The organism is Lujinxingia vulgaris (assembly GCF_007997015.1).
Classification (GTDB): domain Bacteria; phylum Myxococcota_A; class Bradymonadia; order Bradymonadales; family Bradymonadaceae; genus Lujinxingia; species Lujinxingia vulgaris.
In genome coordinates, this window is record NZ_VOSM01000012.1 from 59,128 (window position 1) to 76,608 (window position 17,481).

A 17,481-nucleotide genomic window follows, 5' to 3' on the forward strand; every position below is an offset into this window, starting at 1 on the left:
CCTGCCGAGTGCATCCAGGACGACGCTGGCTGCGTCGCTGCGGACTCGCGGTGGCGCTGCCACAGCTTCGTCCTGGCTCCTTGCCAATCGCCGCCCTGGATGCACTCGGGTTGGGGGGGACGAGATCGAGTACGAGCACGCGAACCAGTACGAGTACGAGCACGAGCACGCGGACCAGTACGAGTACGAGCACGCGGACCAGTACGAGTACGAGTACCCGTACGAGCACCCGTCCTCGATCGGGTGGTAAGGCTCCCGGCCCCGGCGCCTGCTGTCGGCGGGCGCCCAAAACGTCGTCAGCGGAAGAAACGAGCGTGCTCGTGGACACCTAACATGTCGAAAGCGGATGAATGGAGCGTGCTCGTGGGCGCCTAAAACGTCGCCAGCGAAAGAATGGAGCGTGCTCGGGGGCATTGTTCATCGAGAGGGGGCACGAAGGTAGCGTGTATCTCAGCGTGTTCTGGCGGAATGGGGCGCCGGGAGAATCGCCATTGAGCGCTTCATCTGACCAAAATACGTGAACCCACCGTGTGCGTGGACGGAAGGGAACGCGCTTTGACCCCCTAACGTGGTATGCGTTGACGGCGTTCAGTCGGCCAACGCCGCGTCCACGAGCGCCAGGTAGCGTTGCAGGATGGCGGGGCGGTCGAACTCGGCGGCGACTGAGATGGATCAGCGCTCGGAGTGGGTGTCGGCCAGCCAGCTCTGAAACATCAGGGCGGGCCAGAGCCGGGCGGACTCGTCGCGGAGGCCGGCGCGGTGGTCACGCCAGCGTTGGGCGAGGGTTTGGGGGGCGAAGAAGCCCTGGCGTCGGAGGCGATCTTCGCTCAGAAGGTCGTCGGCCCAGGCGCGCAGGCCGGTGCGCAGCCATTCGTGCAGGGGGATGGCAAAGCCCTGTTTGGGGCGTTCGAAGAGCTCGCGAGGGACGTGTCGGGAGAGGACCTCGCGCAGCAGGGCTTTGCCGGGGCCTCCCCCTGAGCCGCTGCTGAGGTTCAGGGGGAGGGTGGCGGCGAACGCGATGACGCGGTGGTCGAGCAGGGGGATGCGCGTCTCCAGGCTGTGGGCCATCGCGGCGCGGTCGACTTTGGTGAGGATGTCGTCGGGGAGGTAGCAGAGGGTGTCGTCGAGCATGGCCCGGCGACGGGGCTTCATGCGGGCGTGCTCGGGCCAGGGGGCGCGGGGGTGGGGGTGGGCTCCCAGGGTGGGGTTGAGGGCGTCGGGCCACAGATCCATCAGACGGCGGTAGGCTTCAGCCTCGGTGCCGCTCTGCGCGATCCACTCGCCGAGTTTGACGATGCGTTCGCCGGGGCGACGGGCACCGAGTTTGGGGCTGACGCGGCGCAGGAGGATGTCGATCGGGGCGCCCGGGAGGCTCTGGAGCAGGCGGCCGGTGGCGTTGAAGAGGGGCGATGGGGTGGCGCGGCGCGTGTTGGCGAAGGTCTCGAAGAGGGCGTAGCGGTGGTAGCCGCCAAAAAGCTCGTCGCCGCCGTCGCCGGAGAGGCTGACGGTGACGTGGCGCCGTGCCAGCTCGGAGACGATGACGGTCGGGATCTGCGAGGAGTCGGCAAAGGGCTCGTCGTAGATGCGCGGCAGATCGGCGATGACGTCGAGGGCCTGGGCGTCGTCGAGGTAGAGCTCGGTATGCTGGCAGCCCAGATGTTCGGCGACCTTTTTTGCATACTCGGCCTCGTTATGGCTGCGTTGGGAGAAGCCGATGGAGAAGGTGCGCACAGGCTGGGTGCTGATCGTCTGCATCAGCGCCACGATGGTGGAGGAGTCGATGCCTCCCGAGAGAAAGGCGCCTACCGGGACGTCAGAGACCATGCAGGCGGCCACGGCGTCTTTGATGTGCGCCTCCAGCAGATCGGCGGCCTCGGAGGCGCTTCCCTGGAAGGGGGAGCGCTGCCCCTCTTCGAAGACGTCGATGGCGGACCAGTAGGGCTGCGGATCGCCTGCCTCCAGGGTGCGGCCGTCGACCTTTAGAAAGCAGCCCGGCGGCAGCTTGAAGGTGTTTTCGTAGATGGCGTGGGGGGCGGGCACGTTGCGGACGCGCATCAGAGAGGCCAGCGACTGGCGGTCGATGGTGGCCTTGAATTCCGGGGCGGCGCGTAGCGCCTTGAGTTCGGAGCCGAAGAGAAAGCTCTGGCCGTGGCGCCCATAGTAGAGGGGCTTCTGGCCGACGCGGTCGCGGGCCAGCCAGAGGGCGCGCTCCTGGCGGTCCCACAACGCAAAGGCGAACATGCCGTTGATGCGTTGCAGGGCATCTTTGACCCCGTAGCGGGCCAGGAGCGCGACGAGCACCTCGGTGTCGGAGTCGCTCTTGAAGTTGTCTCCCCGGGCTTCGAGCTCGGCGCGCAGCTCGGCAAAGTTGTAGATTTCGCCGTTGTAGGTGAGCACGTAGCGGCCGCAGGCGGAGTGCATGGGCTGGCGGCCGCCTTCGCTCAAATCGAGGATCGCCAGGCGGCGATGACCCAGAGCGAGGTTGGCGCGCTCTTCGCACCAGAGGTCGCCGCTGTCAGGTCCGCGGTGGCGCAGCGTGGCGCTCATCGCCTCGATGCGCGAGCGAAGATCTTCGGAGGGCAGCGGTTTTAAAGAGAGGTAGCCTGCAATGCCGCACATAAAGAACCAGAAGTTGGAGAGATGTCATCGCAAGAGCGGGGCTTAACGGGTCAGTGCATCGTTAAAGATCGAGAGGTAGCGCTCCAAGATCGCGGGGCGGTCGAACTCGGCGGCGCGACGGCGCAGGCGCTCGGGATCTCTGGGAGCGTCGAGCGTTCGCTCGATCGCGTGCGCCAGGGCGGTGGCGTCACCAACGGGGGTGAGTTCGCCGTGGAGGCCGCTGGCCAGGAGCTCGGCGGGGCCGTGGGGGCAGTCGGTGGAGAGCACCGGGGTGCCCACGGCCATGGCTTCGATAAGCACATTGCCTAAGCCTTCCCAGGCCGAGGAGAGCACAAAGGCGTCGGCTGCGGCCATGAAGGGGAAGGGGTTGGGGGTAAAGCCCATCAAGGCGACGCGATCTTGGAGGTCGAGTTCGTCGATGAGGGCTTCGAGGGCGGCCTGGTCAGGACCCTGGCCGAAGATCATAAGACGCGTGGGTCGGGTTTGATTGAGTTTGTGCAGGGCGCGGATCAGCGTGGGGTGGTCTTTTTGCTTTGCGAGCCGGCCGGCGGTCATCAAGAGCGGGATGGCGTCATCGAGCCAGGGGTGCTCGACGGGTTCTTCGGCCAGGGTCTGGATATGGTCGATCTCAACGGGGTTGTAGATCACCTCGACCATGGCGTCGGGGAGCTCGAGGAGGTGCACAAGATCGTCGGCGGAGCCGCGGCTGACGACGACGATCTTAAAGGCGCGGGGGTAGAGGCGGCGCATCAGGCCGAGATCGACGAGGTTGGTCAGGCGGCCGCGGGCGGTGCCGCTGGCGAGCGCCATCTCCTGGGTGGTGGTATTGTCGACGATGAGGATGCGGGCGGCGCGGGATCTGGCGAGCTCGGCAGCCGCGAGCATCAAAAGGTTGGAGCGGTAGGGCCGGCTGACGATGATGTCGGGTTTGAGGCGGCGAATCTGACGCGCCAGATGCGGGATCACCTTGAGCACGCGGCGCACGTCGAGGATGTGCAGGGAGACCTCGGGGGGCAGCTCGTCGGCGTAGTCACTCTCGGCGATGGAGACGACCAGATCGACGTGGGCGCCAGCCTCCACGAGGCCGCGGGCCAGATTGATCATCGAGCGCTCCGCGCCGCCGCCGCGCAGCGAGGGGATGTAGAGGAGGACGCGGGATTCGGCGATCGTTTTGGGCCTCTGACTCATGCGTCCTCCGCGCGGGCGGGGCGCAAACAGACGATGTTCTGAAAGGATTTGAGTGTCTGGCGATCAAGCGCCTTGAGCGCAAAACCGGCCGGGTCGGCGACGATCTCAAAAAAGGTGTAGCCGTAGTCCGCGAGCAGATCGAGAAGATCATCCATGGTGTAGCCCGCGCTTTTGCAGGTGCCCTGGTTGAGCTCCAGGATGATGTTGGGTCGAAACCCCGAGAGCACGGTGTGGGCGCCCTTAAGCGCGGAGAGTTCGGCGCCCTCGATGTCGATTTTGATCAGATCGACGCGGTCAAGCCCGGCGTCTTCGACGAAGGCGTCCAGGGTGGTGAGTTCGATTTCTTGAACGACCTGGCCGCGCTGGTCGGTGGGGTAGAGGGTGGCAAGGCCGAGGTGGGTGGTGCCGTCGTCGAAACGCTCGGCGGCCTCGTAGATGCGGGCCACGCCGGGGCTCTCGCTCAGCCCTAAGGTGGAGAGGGTGACGTTGTCGAAGTCGTTGGACTCAATGTTGAAGCGCAGGCGGCGGTGGATGGCCTCGTTGGGCTCAAAGGCCACGACGCGGCCGCGGGGGACCTGGCGGGCGGCAACGACGGTGAATTCGCCGTGGTTGGCGCCGATGTCGATAAAGACGTGGTCGGGCTCAAGCAGATGGTGCAAGAGGTGAATCTGGGGGCCGGAGTAGAAGCCGCGCCAGAAGATCTGGCTGCCCATATGTTCGTTGAGTTCAAGGCGAAAGTGCAGGTCCCCGTCGAAGTCGTCGAGGTCGATGACCAGCGGGAAGCGCGCGGCCAGGCGGCGCGCGGAGTCGCTAAGGCGAGCGAGGCCCCGATGCTGGTAGAGAAACTGGGAGGTGCGCCGGATCGTTCGGATCAGGGGGGATTTCATAACAGCGTCATCCGCAGGGCTGGGTTTTTCGTTGATGTCGTTGATGTCGTTTCGTGCGTTCAAAAAGGCGCGCAGGTGGTCGAGGGCCTCTTTTGCGAGCGTCTTCGGGGGGAGCGCGGCGTCGAGGGTGAGGGTGTGCACCTCGCAGCGCTTTAGCGCGGCCAGGAGCGCCTCAAAGTTGTCGTGACCGCGGGCATAGTCGTGGGAGGTTGGGGGCGATGGCAAGCCAAAGTCGACGCTGTGGCCGCCGGCGCGGGCGCGTTGCTCGGAGCGGCGCAGGGCTTCGGCCGGGGAGAGATCGAGCCACACGACCATCTCGGGGAGCCAGGGCTTGAGGCTTTCGACGAGGTGATCGAGCAAAAGGTCGTCGGGGAGCGGGCGTAAATTGAGCACGCTCCAGATCTCCTGGGCGATGTCCTGGTCGAAGATCGTCAGCGAGGCCTCGTCACGGGCGCACGTTTGGGAGGTGCGGGAGAGTGCGGTGTTATGGGATTTGCGGCTTAGGTCGTAGAGGCGGCGAAGGCCCAGCGCGTGCGGGGGCCCCATGCTTTGGGTAAGGCGCAGGCCGTGCAGCCAGGGGGCGGGGCGTAAGGCCAGGTGGGAGAGCAGATCGAGGGCGCGGGCGGTGGTGGGGGTCTGGCGATGCAGATCGCTGACGTGCTCGCGCGCGCTGTGGCGGTCGCGTACGTCGAGGCCTTCGGCGCGCAGCGCCTCGATGACGCGTTCCACGCAGGTGCTTTTGCCAACGCCGGGCAGGCCGATGAACTCGATGGTGGGGGTCAAAGGGCCTCCCAGATGCGGGCTTTGACCTGGCTGAGCAGGACGTCGGGGGGCAGCGTGGCGTCGAGGTCGATGAGTCTGGCGAGGCCGGGGTCGATCTGGCTCAGCGCCAGCGATTTGGCGGCGATGTTGGCGATGTCGTGGTCGGGTTTTCGGCGCCAGGCGACGTCCGCGGCGATGTTGAGGCGAAAGACGAGATCGGGCGGCGAGTGCTGTAGGGAGTTGAAGAGCGCATCTTCGGCGAGGCTGAAGACGCGGCGGGTCAGCGGCTGATCGGGGCCGCCGGGGATGGAGGGTCCGCTGGCGAGGTGGCTTGCGCGAAAGGGGAAGCGGTCGGCCACGACCAGCGCGCCCTGGTGGGCGGTGATGTGGGCGCGACGGGTGTTGAGGAGATGGCGCGCGGCCAACGAAACCCACGCGAGATCGCGCAGGACCTGGCGGCCGGTGGAGCGCTCCGGGGGCGGGGTGTAGCGCAGGACCTCGTCGAGGTCGAGCTCGGGGATTGGCGGCGTATCGCTGTGTTCAGGTGCGGTCACCTCCGGGGCGGGGGGCGGGGAGCGACGTGCAAAGGTCTCCAGCGCCCACCATTTCGCGTGGGCCAAGGCGTGCCAAATGGTGGTTACGGGGTCGCCCTTGCCCAGGTAAAGTTGGCGGGTATCCACGAGTTCGCTGAGCCAGGCGTTGAGTGCGTCGGTGAGCGTGGATTTGCCAGCGCCGTCGGGTCCGATGAGCGCGATGATGAGCCCTCGGTCGGGGAGGCGCAGGCCGCGGCGACGCGGTGGCAGCGGCAGCGGGGTTTTGCGGGCGGCGGCTCCGGCTAAAAGTTTGAGCTGGCGGGCGCGGCGGCGGGCCTGCGCTTCGGCCGGGTGAAAGCGCTGGTAGGGCTTGAGGGTGTCGAGCACGAGGGGACGCAGGCGCACGAGCTCATGGGTGGCCGGGGTGCCCGAGAGGCTGGGGTCGAGCCAGGAGGCCATCCCCTTTGCGAAGGGCTCCCCGAGCAGGGCGCGGGCCAGGGTGAGGACCTCGTCTTTGTTGGCGAGCGCGCGAAGCTCCAGCAGACGCGCAACGCTCTCAGCGGTGGGGGCCCAGGTGGAGGCGTCGGGGCGCGCGAATTTTTGCTCGACGCAGGTGCGCAGCAGCAAAATCACCAGGTTGAGGGCGTCGCTGAGCACCCAGACCTGGTGGTCGGGGTGAAGGCGGCGGTGCTCCAGCAGCGTGTCGGCCCAGGGCAGCGCATAGTCGCGCAGCGCATCTTTGCCGGTGGGCAAAAGGGCGTGGAGGTGGAGGTGGTGGAGCGCGCCGGTCTCGGCGTCGAAGCCCAGCCAGTCGGAGGTGGCGGGCACGGGCGGCACCGCGAAGCTATGCGCGCGCTTGAGCCCGCATTCGCGCAGGAGGGTTTCAGCGCGGGCGCGAAAGCCCGGGGCGACGAGCAGGTCGTAGTCTTTGGGGCCGCCTTTGAGCGCCTGGCCGAGCCCGGCCGGATCTTTGAAGTAGGCGTGGGGGATTTCGGCCGCCTCCAGCGCGCTCAAGGCGCGCCGAAGAGAGGCCGACGACGAAGTTGGAGTCATAAGAAGGTCGATGAGAGAAACTCAGTCCAGGGTGCGCACCACGCGAAAGCCCATATCGAACTTCGAGGTGATCCAGCGGGTGGTGACGCGGTCGGCGGCGCGAAGGCGCGCGAGGTGCCCGCAGAAGCCGGCGCCGCGAACCACCGAGGCGGTGCCGTCGTGCTCGGCGCCGTAAGGGTCGGTGGACTGGGCGGGGTAGGGGCCATAGGCGTCCCATACCAGCTCGGCGACGTTGCCAGCCATATCAAAAAGGCCCCAGGGGTTGGGCTCGTGTTGGCCGCCGGGCTTGGGCCCGCAGCTGGGCAGCATATGGGGGCGATCGCCGCCGCCGCTGCAGTCGTAGGCGCCGGCGTACTCCACGGTGCAGTTGCCGCAGTAGTTGGCGGTGTCGTCGAGCAGGGGTTGGTCGCAGAGGGCGTTGGTCTGGGCATCGCCGGTATAAAACATTGAGGAGGTGCCGGCGCGATACGCGTACTCCCATTCAGCCTCGGTGGGCAGACGCCAGCCTTTGCAGTCGGGGTCGAGGTTGGCGGCCTGCACGGTGCAACTCAGGCGGTTACCGGGGCTACCGGTGCAATCAGAGAGGTCGTAGCAGGTCTCCAGGTTTTGAGCCTCCGAGAGGGCGTTGGCGTAGGCCAGGGCGTCGAGCCAGGTGACGGTCTCCACCGGGCAGTCATCGCCGCAGAGGCGGAAGGTCGAGGGGTTGTTGCCCATCAGCCGGCGCCACTGCCCCTGGGAGACCTCGGTGGCTTGCATCAAGAAGGGGCGCGTAAGGGTAACCTGATGCTGCTCTTCCAGATCCTCGCGACTGGGCTCACTGACGGGCGAGCCCATGGTGAATTCTCCCTCGGGCACGTAGACAAAACCGGGGGGTGCGCAATGTCCGTTGGAGCAGTTCGAGCCGGGGCAGTCGCTGTCGGAACTGCAGAACTGGCCGGGGTTGCAGACGGTCTGGCCATCGCAGACGGTGGCGTCTTCGCCGTCGCAGACGTACGCATCGGCGCCGCAGGGCCCGCAGGGGGTACCGGGGGGGGCGTCGAGGGGCACGCAACCGCCGCAGCCGTTGTTGCAGATCTCATCGAGCGAAAACTCCTCTTCGGTTGCTTTGCGCCAGGTGCGCGCCAGACGAAGCCCGGAGGAGGAGGCGGCGCGGGTCCAGGAGGCGAAGTTTCGATCCGCGGCACGTAAGACGGACTGGTACCCGCAGAAGTTCGAGCCGCGGATCCCCACGGTCCCCGTGGGCTCGGGGCCGGTGGGGTCAAGCGCGAAGGCGGGGTAGGCGTCGGCGGCGTCCCAGACGTACTCGTCGACGTTGCCGGCCATGTCGAAAAGGCCCCAGGGGTTGGGCTCAAAGCTCGCCACGGGGCGTGTGCCGCAGTCCGTAGGAAGATGAGGCCGGGAGCCCTCGCCGGAGCAGTCAAAGGTCTGCTCGTAGTCGACCGAGCAGTTTCCACAGAAGTTGGCGATCTCCTCGAGCAGGGGTTGCTCGCAGGCGGTGCGGTCATCGGGATCGCCGTTATAGTAGGTGGTGGAGGTGCCGGCGCGATACGCGTACTCCCACTCGGCCTCGGTGGGCAGGCGGTAGCCTTCGCAGTCCAGAGCGCTCTGCAGGTTCTCGGCCGGGCAGCGCAGGCCGTCGCCGGGGACGCCGGTGCATTCGGAGAGATCGTAGCAGGGGGGCAGGTTCTGGGCCTCGGAGTATGCGTTGGCAAAGGCCAGAGCGTCGAGCCAGGTGATGCTCTCCACCGGGCAATCATCACCGCAGCCGGTGAAGTAGGAGGGGTTGTAGCCCATGACTTCTTCCCATTCGCCCTGGGTGACCTCGGTGGTCTGCAAGAAGACATGGCGGCTCAAGCCCACGCGATGCAACCCCTCATCGTTGGAGCGCCCAAGTTCGGAGCCTGGCGAGCCCATGAAGAAATCGCCGGGGGGAAGGTAGGCCATGCCCTCGGGGGTGCAGCTTCCGGCGGTGCAGGTGAGGCCGCCGCAGTCCGCGTCGCTCTGGCAGGGAGCACCCAGGTCGCATTCGGTGGAGCCGCTGCAGACGACGCTGTCGGTGCCCTCGCAGGTGTAACTGTCCAGGCCGCAGGGACCGCAGGGGGATCCGGGCCGTGGCGAGATGGGCTCCAGGCCGCCGCAGCCATTGTCGTAGAAGGAATCCAGCGAGAACTCGTCTTCATCGGCCTTGCGCAGCGTGCGCACCAAGCGCACCCCGTTGACCGCGTCGGCGTATGTGGGGGTGGTGAACTTGCGGTCGGCGGCGCGCAGACGGGCCTGGTGGCCGCAGAAGTTGGAGCCGCGGATGCCGATGCGGCCGTTGGGCTCAGGGCCGGTCGGGTCGATGGCAAACTCGGGGTAGGGGCCTTTGGCGTCCCAGACGAATTCGGTGACATTGCCGGACATGTCGAAGAGGCCCCAGGGGTTGGGATCTCGGGATGCTACCGGGGCGGGGCCGCAGGCCGCGGGCATATGCGGTCGCAGGCCATCGCTGGAGCAGTCGTAGGAGGGGGATTGGTCGGTCAGGCAGTTGCCACAATACTGGGCGGTGTCATCGAGCTCGGGCTGCTCGCAGGTCACGCGCGAGGAGGGGTTGCCCGTGTAATAGGCGGTGGTGGTGCCAGCGCGGTAGGCGTACTCCCACTCGGCCTCGGTGGGCAGGCGGTAGCCGCTGCAGTCCAGATCCAGGTCGATCGCTTCGATATCGCAGCTAAAACGGTTTCCAGGCTCGCGCACGCAGCTTGAGAGGTCGTAGCAGGTCTCCAGTCCCTCGGCCTCGGAGCGGGCGTTGGCATAGGCCAACGACTCCAGCCAGTTGACGCTATCGACCGGGCAGGACTCGCCACACCAGGGGAAAAACGAGGGGTTGTAGCCCATCAGCGCTTGCCACTCGCCCTGGGTGACCTCGGTGGTATCCATGAGGAAGTGACGACTGATGGCGACCTCATGCAGCGTTTCGCCGTCGATACGGCCGATCTCCCCCAGGGGAGAGCCCATCTCAAAAGCGCCAGCGGGCACAAAGCTCATGCCCTCGGGGGCGCAGCGCCCGGCGTGGCAGACGTAGTCGCCGCATTCGCTGTCGGACTCGCAGACCTCACCGATCTCACAGCGGGTCTCCCCGTCGCAGACCAGCGAGCCGTCTTCGCCGCAGACGAGGCTGTCGAGCCCGCAGGGGCCGCAGCCGTCGCCGGGTTGGGCGGCCAGTGAACCCTCTCCGTCGCAGACATTGATCTCGCTATCGAGGGGGGAGCAACTGCTCACGCCCATCGCAAAAGCTGCGGTGAGAAGTGTCAGGGCTGCGCCGGTTAGGATGGCGCGTTTGGGTGATGTGACGGGGTGTGACGTAGGTCGAACCAGGGGGATCATCGATCAATCCTGAGCGGGAGTGACGGTGCGGACCAGGCGAAAACCAATAAAGGGCAGTCGCGAAGCTTCGCCGATTTTGGTGCGGTAGGCCACGCGCAGATATTGGCCGCCACTGACGTAGGTGCCGCCGCGCATGCGGCGCCCAATGCCGGTTGCGGGTCCGGTGGGGTCGGTGACGGTGGTGCCGGGCTCGGGGTAGTCGCCGGCCCAGTCCCAGACCAGCTCCCATACGTTGCCGGTCATGTCGTAGAGGCCAAAGCCGTTGGGAGCTTTCTGGGCGACCGGGTGCGTGCCGCAAGGAATGGGGTTGTCGGGATCAGTGGAGCAGTCGTAACCGGTGGGGTAAGTCACCGCGGAGTTGCCGATGTACCAGGCGATCTGATCCATCTCGGGGTCAACCGGGGAGGGGCCCCACTCGGTGAGGTCGCCGGAGGGGGTGATAAAGGCGGTGGTGGTGCCGCCGCGAGCGGCGTATTCCCATTCGGCCTCGGTGGGCAGGCGGTAGCCGTTGCAGTCGAGGTCCAGCGGCGCCAGCAGGTCCTTGTCGCAGTAGTAACCACTGCAGATCTGACCCTCATCACGATCGGTGGGGTAGCAGCCCGTGCCGATGGCGCGACCGACGCAGCCCTGGAGGTTGTAGCAAGCCTCCAGACCCTCGGAGGCCGAGAGGGCGTTGGCGTACGCGAGAGCCTCCCACCAGGTGATGTGCTCAATCGGGCAGTCGCCGCCGCAGGCGGCGAAATAGGCGGGGTTGGAGCCGCCCATCACATCCAGCCATTCCCCCTGGGTGACGGTGGTGGTTTTCATATAGAAGCCGCGGGTGAGCACGGCGGTATGCTCACCGTTCTCGCGATCTTCGTGAAAGCCGCGCTCGGTGGTCGGGGCGCCGCGAGTGTAGGTGGCGGGCGGCAGATAAACATGACCCTCGGGGGTGCAGACGCCGTTGGAGCAGTGGCCTTCGGTGCAGTCTACGTCCGCGGTGCATGTGGGGACGGTGAGAATGGGATCGGCGTCAGTGTCGGCGTCCGAGTCGGAGGCGTCTGCGGAGTCTGTATCCCCATCGGCGTCGGTGGCATCGAGATCAGCGTCGGTGGCGCCGGCGTCCGAGTCGGAGGCGTCGGCGTCGGTGGCGTCCGTGGCGTCTGCGTCGGCATCTTCGGGCTGAGCGTCAGCGTCTTCGGGCTGAGCGTCGGCATCTTCGGGCTGAGCGTCAGCGTCTCCGGGCTGAGCGTCAGCGTCTTCGGGCTGAGCGTCAGCGTCTTCGGGCTGAGCGTCAGCGTCTTCGGGCTGAGCGTCAGCGTCTTCGGGCTGAGCGTCTTCGGCGGCGTCGAAGCTGCTATCCGGCTCTGGGGTGGGAGCGGGCTCCGAGGAGCAGCCGGCGGCCAGACTGATCACGAGCAAAAGGGCCGCGAACGCCGGTGCACGGCGACGAGTTTTGAAGTACGGCATAAAACAGGGCTCGTCTGGATGAGAAAAGCGAAGGCTCAAAACGCGGTGGTGAGGGATGACGCACTACATCCCCGCGTCGACATCGTCATCCTAAGGGATGCAGAGAACACAATCAAAAGAGTGTAGCACGGAATGGAGCACCCATGTGTGAAGATGCGTGAGGTAGCAAGGCGATGCGCCATACGCTATGGATAGCCCGACAAAGGCCGGGGTTTTGCTCGGCGACCATGCATATCGTTTAACCCCAGAGCCCGGCCGGATCATCACGATGCGTCAGGATAGCCGACATATCGCGCTTTTTATGCCCTCGCTGGGCGGGGGAGGCGCCGAGCGGGTGATGCTAACGCTTGCGCGGGCCTTTGCCGAGGGCGGCGATCGCGTCGATGTGATCGTCGCGGATGGGCGCGGGGCTTACTGTGACAAGGTCCCTGAGCATGTGAGCCTGATCGATCTGAAGGCAGGCCGTATGCTGCGCGCGTTTGTTCCCCTGGTGCGTTACTTGCGCGAAGAGCGGCCCGACGCCCTGCTGAGCACCATCGCCCACGCCAACATCGTGGCGGTGCTGGCGAGCGCCGCCGCCCGCGTCAAAACCTCGGTGTGGGTGCGTGAGGCCAGCACCGTCTCGCATAGCCTGGGCGACAACGTAAAGGCTGAGGGGTTGCGGGCACTGATGAAGCTAGCCTACCGCCGTGCCGACGGAGTGATCGCTGTCTCCCGGGGCGTGGGAGAAGCGCTGGTCGAGGCAAACATTGTGGGGCCGGAGCAGATTTCGACGATCTACAGCCCGATGGAGATCGACGCGATTGAGGCCGCCGCCGAAGAGAGTGTGGACCACCCCTGGCTTGCAACAGCGCGTGGCACACGCGAGATGCCCCTGCTGCTCGCCGTGGGGCGACTGACCGAGGCGAAGGACTATCCGAACCTGCTCCACGCGTTGGCGCTCCTGCAAGATCAGGTGCCCTGCCGACTGCTGATTTTGGGAGAGGGCGGCAAACGCGCCGAGCTTGAGGCGTTGGTTCAGCAGCTCGGACTCAGCGAACAGGTGCAGATGCCGGGATTTGTGGACAACCCTTATGCGTATATGGCCCGGGCCGATGTGTATGTGATGTCCTCGCGCTGGGAGGGGCTCCCCACCGCGCCCTTGCAGGCGATGGCCGTGGGCGCGAAGGTGGTTCTAACGGATTGCCCCAGCGGTCCGTGCGAGATCTTAGAAGATGGCCAATGGGGCCGACTTGTGCCTGTGAATGATTCGCCAGCGCTGGCCGAGGCGCTGGCCGAAACGCTTCAAAACGACGGTTTGCCAGACCCCCGGTCTCGGGCGCAGGCCTTTGACCATCGCGTCATTGCCGAGCACTATCGCCAGCGGATGGTGGCATCCTGAAGTCTACATCACAACAAAACGTCCCTGGGCGCCGCAGCGACGCACTTTATCCCTGAAGAGAACGCTCTATGAGTCAGCCAGTCGAGAGAGGCGATATCGCCAACCCCCGCGCGCGTTTTGAGCGCGACGGGCGGCCGCTTCGCACCAAACTTTTTGAGCAGATGATGCTCATCCGCCGCTTTGAAGAGCGCCTGCTGGAGCTCTTTGGCGAGGGGGAGCTTTTTGGCACCACGCACTGCTACATCGGTCAGGAGGCCGACGCGGTGGGGGTGATCAACCATCTTCAGGATGGCGACATCATCTTTAGCAACCACCGCTGCCACGGGCATTTTCTGGTCTACGGCGACCGACCGGAGCTCTTGATGGCCGAGCTGATGGGCAGGGTCACCGGCGTGGTCGGCGGTCGCGGGGGAAGCCAGCATATCTGCTTTGAGAACTTTTATACCAACGGCATCCAGGGCGGCTTCATGCCCACGGTCACCGGCATGGCGCTGGCCGAGAAGATGAAGGGCAGCGGCAACATCGCCGTGGCCTTTATCGGCGACGGGACGCTGGGCCAGGGCGTGCTTTATGAGGCGCTGAATATGGCCAGCCTCTGGAGCGTGCCTCTCCTCGTCGTCGTTGAAAACAACCGTTGGGCGCAGTCCACACCGGTGGAGCGGGAGCTGGCGGGCGATATGGTCGCCCGCGGCCGCGCCTTTGGCATCGACGCCGGCGAGATCGATTCCACCGACGCCGAGGAGCTTTTTGGGCATTTCGGCGACATCATCGCGAAGGTGCGCAACGAGCAGCGCCCGCATTTTGAGGTGATTCACACCTACCGCCTCTGTCACCACTCCAAGAGCGATGATATGCGGCCGGAAGAGGAGATCGAGCGCTTTCGCAAAGACGAGCCGCTCATCGGCGCGCGCGCCTGGCTCGACGAAGACGAGGCCCGGGCGATTGAGGCCAGGATTGAGGCCCGGGTGGAGGCGGCGGTGCGCTGGAGTCGGGAGCAGCCCTTCCCCACCCCGCGACATCTCGATGAGAGGGTGGCGCGACCGGCGCCCATGGCTTTTGAGGCGTCGGCGAGCGACGCCGGGGAGGGAGCATGACGACTTCGACAGCGGCAACGACCACGGTGCTCAAGTCCTTAAACGGCGCGATGCACGCGATGATGGAGGCCGATGAGCGCGTGCTGCTCATCGGCGAAGATCTGCTCGACCCCTACGGCGGGGCCTTTAAGGTGGCCCGCGGGCTCTCGGAGCGTTTTCCGGAGCGGGTCTTAACCACACCCATCAGCGAGGCGGGCTTTGTGGGGGTGGCCGCCGGCATGGCGATGCGCGGGATGCGCCCCATCGTTGAGATCATGTTCGGCGATTTTTTGATGCTTGCCGCCGACCAGCTCCTCAACCACATCAGCAAATACCGCTGGATGTACAACGACCAGGTCCACGTCCCGCTCGTGATCCGCGCCCCGATGGGCGCCCGCCGCGGCTACGGGCCGACGCATAGCCAGAGCGTGGAGAAGCATATTCTGGGGATGCCCGGCCTGCACGTGGTCGCCCCGAGCGTGCTGCACGACGCCGGCGCCCTCTTGCGCGCCGCGGTCCTCGATGACTTAAGCCCGGTAGTCTTTGTCGAAAACAAGCTGATGTACGCCCGGCGTCAGATGAGCGCCGAGGGCGGCCGCATCGGCGACCTTTTCGCGCGCGCGACCTCCGAGCGCTACCCCACCACCACCGTGAGCTGGGAGCCTTTCGACCGGGCCGATGTCACGCTGGTGGCCTACGGCGGGATGGTGGAGCTCGCGCTGGAGGCTGCCGAGACGCTCTTTTTTGAAGACGAGCTTGTGGTCGAAGTTGTGGCACCCTCGAGCCTGCAACCGCTCGACCTTGCGCCGATTCTCGACTCGCTCAAACGCAGCGGCAAACTCGTCGTCTGCGAAGAGGGCACCGCCGGCGCGGGCTTTGGCGCCGAGGTGATCTCCAGGGTGAGCGCCGAGGGGTTTTCGCTTCTCAAAAGTGCGCCGAAGCGTGTGGCGGCGCGCGATTATCCCATCGCGAATACGCGATCGCTTGAAGATATGATCTTGCCGCAAGTCGCCGATCTGGTGAGGTCGTGTCGATCGGGCTAACCTTACGCGGGCATCGCCTCGCGACCTCGCACCTTCTCGGGGGTCTCGATGCCATGCGTTAACCACGCCTGAAAACTCAATAGATTCCAGAGCTTATGGGAGTGGTTGCTGGCGCCGCTGAGGTGCTCATCCCAGAGCTTCTGCACGGGCTCGGGGTTGAGAAAACCCTGGCGGCGCAGCGCGTCCGGCGAGAGCAGATCGCCGGCCCATTGGCGCAGCGGGCCGCGCAGCCAGCTGTCGATGGGCACGCCAAATCCCATCTTGGGGCGGTCGATGAGCGATTGGGGTACGTGGCGGTAGAGCACCTGGCGCAGCACCCATTTGGTCGTGCTGTTTTGAAGTTTCAAACCCAGGGGAAGGCTCCAGGCGAACTCCACCAGGCGGTGGTCGAGCAGGGGCACGCGCGCCTCCAGCCCGACGGCCATCGAGGCGCGGTCGACCTTGGTGAGCACATCATCGGGCATGTAGGAGCACTGGTCGCGGAACATCATCGCTTCGGCCGCGGAGGCCCCCGGCGGGGCAGCGATCTCGGCGGGCAGGTGGTGGTCGATGCCCCGAATGTAGGTGGCCGGATCGGCGATGTTTGAGCGCAGGTGCAGGTACAGCGCCTCGGCGTCGCGCAAGCCCAGCAGCGTCGCGACTTTTTGCATCTTCTCGCCAGGGAGGCGCATCTTCAGCGCGTCGGGCAAAAAGGGCTCCACCGCCGCATAGATCGTGTCGATCTGGGCCGGCTGTGGGGCCTGGAGCGCGCGGCTCAATGCGCGGCGCAAGGGGTAGGGCAGCCGGTGCATTGCGGCGACCCGGGGCCCCCAGAGGTGGCGGTTGTAGCCGGCAAAGAGCTCATCGCCCCCGTCGCCCGAGAGGCTCACGATCACCGACTCGCGCGCGAGTTTGCTGACCAGAAAGGTCGGGATCTGCGAGGAGTCGGCAAAAGGCTCATCAAAAAGCGTGGGAAGATCGGGAAGCACCGCAAAGGCATCGTCCGGTGAGACGTAGCGCTCGGTGTGGTCGGTGCCCAGGTGGCGCGCGACCTCGGCGGCGTGGGCCGCTTCGTTGTACGCCCCCTCGTGATACCCGATGGAGAAGGTCTTGATCGGGCGCTCGGACTGCGCCTGCATCAGGGCAACGACGGTGGAGGAGTCGATGCCCCCGGACAAAAAGGCACCCAGGGGCACATCGGCCACCATACGATCGCCCACAACCTTGAGCAGCAGCGCTTCGAGCGCGTCGACCGCCTCGCGCTCTGTGCCCTCAAAGGGGTTGGCGAGGCCGCGCCGGGCGACGGCCCCGGCGTCCCAGAAATGGCGCGAGCGGGGAGGTTGGTCCGGGGCCTCAAAGGTGAGCCACTGGCCGGGCATCAGCTTAAAAATACCCTCAAAGATCGAGCGGGGCGCCGCGATGGAGTTAAAGCGCAGAAGATCACCCAGCGCCTGGCGATCGATGGCGGGTGAAAATTCGGGAAACGCCCGCAGCGCCTTGAGCTCCGAGCCAAAGAGCAGCGCGCCGGCCTGCACCCCGTAATAAAGGGGTTTGATGCCCAGGCGATCGCGCACAAGGTGCAGGCATCGCTCCTGGCGATCCCAGAGGGCGAACGCAAACATGCCCACGATCGACTCCAGGGTCTCTTGCAGCCCGAAGGTGTCGATCGCCGCCAGCAGCACCTCGGTGTCGGAGCCGCCCCGAAAACGAATCTCCGGCCGGGCGCGCTGCACCCGCTCCCGCAGCTCCCCGTGGTTATAGACCTCCCCGTTGTACACCAGATCGTAGCGCCCCGACGGGGAGCGCATCGGCTGATGGCCCTCCGCCGAAAGATCGAGGATGGAGAGGCGACGGTGACCCAGCCCGATGCCCCGGGCCTCATCGAAGAGGATCCCCCGGCTGTCGGGGCCGCGATGCTCCAGGCGATCGGTCATCGCGTTGAGCACCTCACGGGGATGAAGAAGCGTTCGGGAGGTCCAGAAACCTGTGATACCGCACATCGATCAGGGCTCGCGTGTCAGGGATTGGGTCGATCGGCAAAAAGGGGAGAGGAGCACCCGGGGAGTGCGTCCTCCAGAGGATGAAAGCCGAGGGGGCGTCGCGCGATTCCAGCCCGCGGACATCGCGGCTGCGTTGCCGGGCGCTCGTCAG

Annotated in this window: 10 protein-coding genes; 3 read left to right on the forward strand and 7 right to left on the reverse strand. The window is 66.0% G+C overall.

The features are described 5' to 3' along the window. Positions 1-672: 672 nt before the first annotated feature. From asnB (FRC98_RS18225) to FRC98_RS18245, 6 genes are all read right to left on the reverse strand, one after another. A complete protein-coding gene (gene asnB / locus FRC98_RS18225) occupies positions 673-2,619 on the reverse strand; it encodes an asparagine synthase (glutamine-hydrolyzing) (protein WP_146982858.1) in 1,947 nt (648 codons plus the stop codon). 42 nt (positions 2,620-2,661) lie between these two features. Then, positions 2,662-3,807 carry a glycosyltransferase gene (locus FRC98_RS18230; protein ID WP_146982859.1) on the reverse strand — a complete coding sequence of 382 codons (1,146 nt, stop codon included), beginning with the start codon at positions 3,805-3,807 and terminating at the stop codon, positions 2,662-2,664. Beyond that, a complete protein-coding gene (locus FRC98_RS18235; RefSeq protein ID WP_230467764.1) occupies positions 3,804-5,477 on the reverse strand; it encodes an FkbM family methyltransferase in 1,674 nt (557 codons plus the stop codon). Before FRC98_RS18235 ends, FRC98_RS18230 begins: the two co-directional genes overlap by 4 nt. After that, complete coding sequence (locus FRC98_RS21750) at positions 5,474-7,042, reverse strand: nucleoside/nucleotide kinase family protein (RefSeq protein ID WP_230467765.1); 1,569 nt, start codon at positions 7,040-7,042, stop codon at positions 5,474-5,476. The genes FRC98_RS18235 and FRC98_RS21750 overlap by 4 nt, the downstream gene beginning before the upstream one ends. A gap of 21 nt (positions 7,043-7,063) precedes the next feature. Continuing rightward, positions 7,064-10,306 carry a formylglycine-generating enzyme family protein gene (locus FRC98_RS18240; RefSeq protein WP_230467766.1) on the reverse strand — a complete coding sequence of 1,081 codons (3,243 nt, stop codon included), beginning with the start codon at positions 10,304-10,306 and terminating at the stop codon, positions 7,064-7,066. Between the two features lie 102 nt (positions 10,307-10,408). Then, the gene (locus FRC98_RS18245; protein WP_230467772.1) at positions 10,409-11,800 is read right to left on the reverse strand and encodes a formylglycine-generating enzyme family protein; all 1,392 of its coding nucleotides are present in this window, start codon (positions 11,798-11,800) and stop codon (positions 10,409-10,411) included. Positions 11,801-12,122: 322 nt separating this feature from the next. Between FRC98_RS18245 and FRC98_RS18250 the strand changes: the two genes are divergently transcribed. The 3 genes from FRC98_RS18250 to FRC98_RS18260 all read left to right on the forward strand — a co-directional run bounded on the left by FRC98_RS18250 (position 12,123) and on the right by FRC98_RS18260 (position 15,351). Further along, the gene (locus tag FRC98_RS18250) at positions 12,123-13,235 is read left to right on the forward strand and encodes a glycosyltransferase (RefSeq protein ID WP_230467767.1); all 1,113 of its coding nucleotides are present in this window, start codon (positions 12,123-12,125) and stop codon (positions 13,233-13,235) included. 68 nt (positions 13,236-13,303) lie between these two features. Next, complete coding sequence (locus FRC98_RS18255; RefSeq protein ID WP_146982864.1) at positions 13,304-14,329, forward strand: thiamine pyrophosphate-dependent dehydrogenase E1 component subunit alpha; 1,026 nt, start codon at positions 13,304-13,306, stop codon at positions 14,327-14,329. Beyond that, positions 14,326-15,351, forward strand: coding sequence for an alpha-ketoacid dehydrogenase subunit beta (locus FRC98_RS18260; RefSeq protein ID WP_146982865.1), 1,026 nt, complete (start codon positions 14,326-14,328; stop codon positions 15,349-15,351). The genes FRC98_RS18255 and FRC98_RS18260 overlap by 4 nt, the downstream gene beginning before the upstream one ends. Before the next feature lie 2 nt (positions 15,352-15,353). Here the strand turns inward: FRC98_RS18260 and asnB (FRC98_RS18265) are convergent, their stop codons facing one another. After that, positions 15,354-17,330 carry an asparagine synthase (glutamine-hydrolyzing) gene (gene asnB, locus FRC98_RS18265; RefSeq protein WP_146982866.1) on the reverse strand — a complete coding sequence of 659 codons (1,977 nt, stop codon included), beginning with the start codon at positions 17,328-17,330 and terminating at the stop codon, positions 15,354-15,356. Positions 17,331-17,481 lie beyond the last annotated feature (151 nt).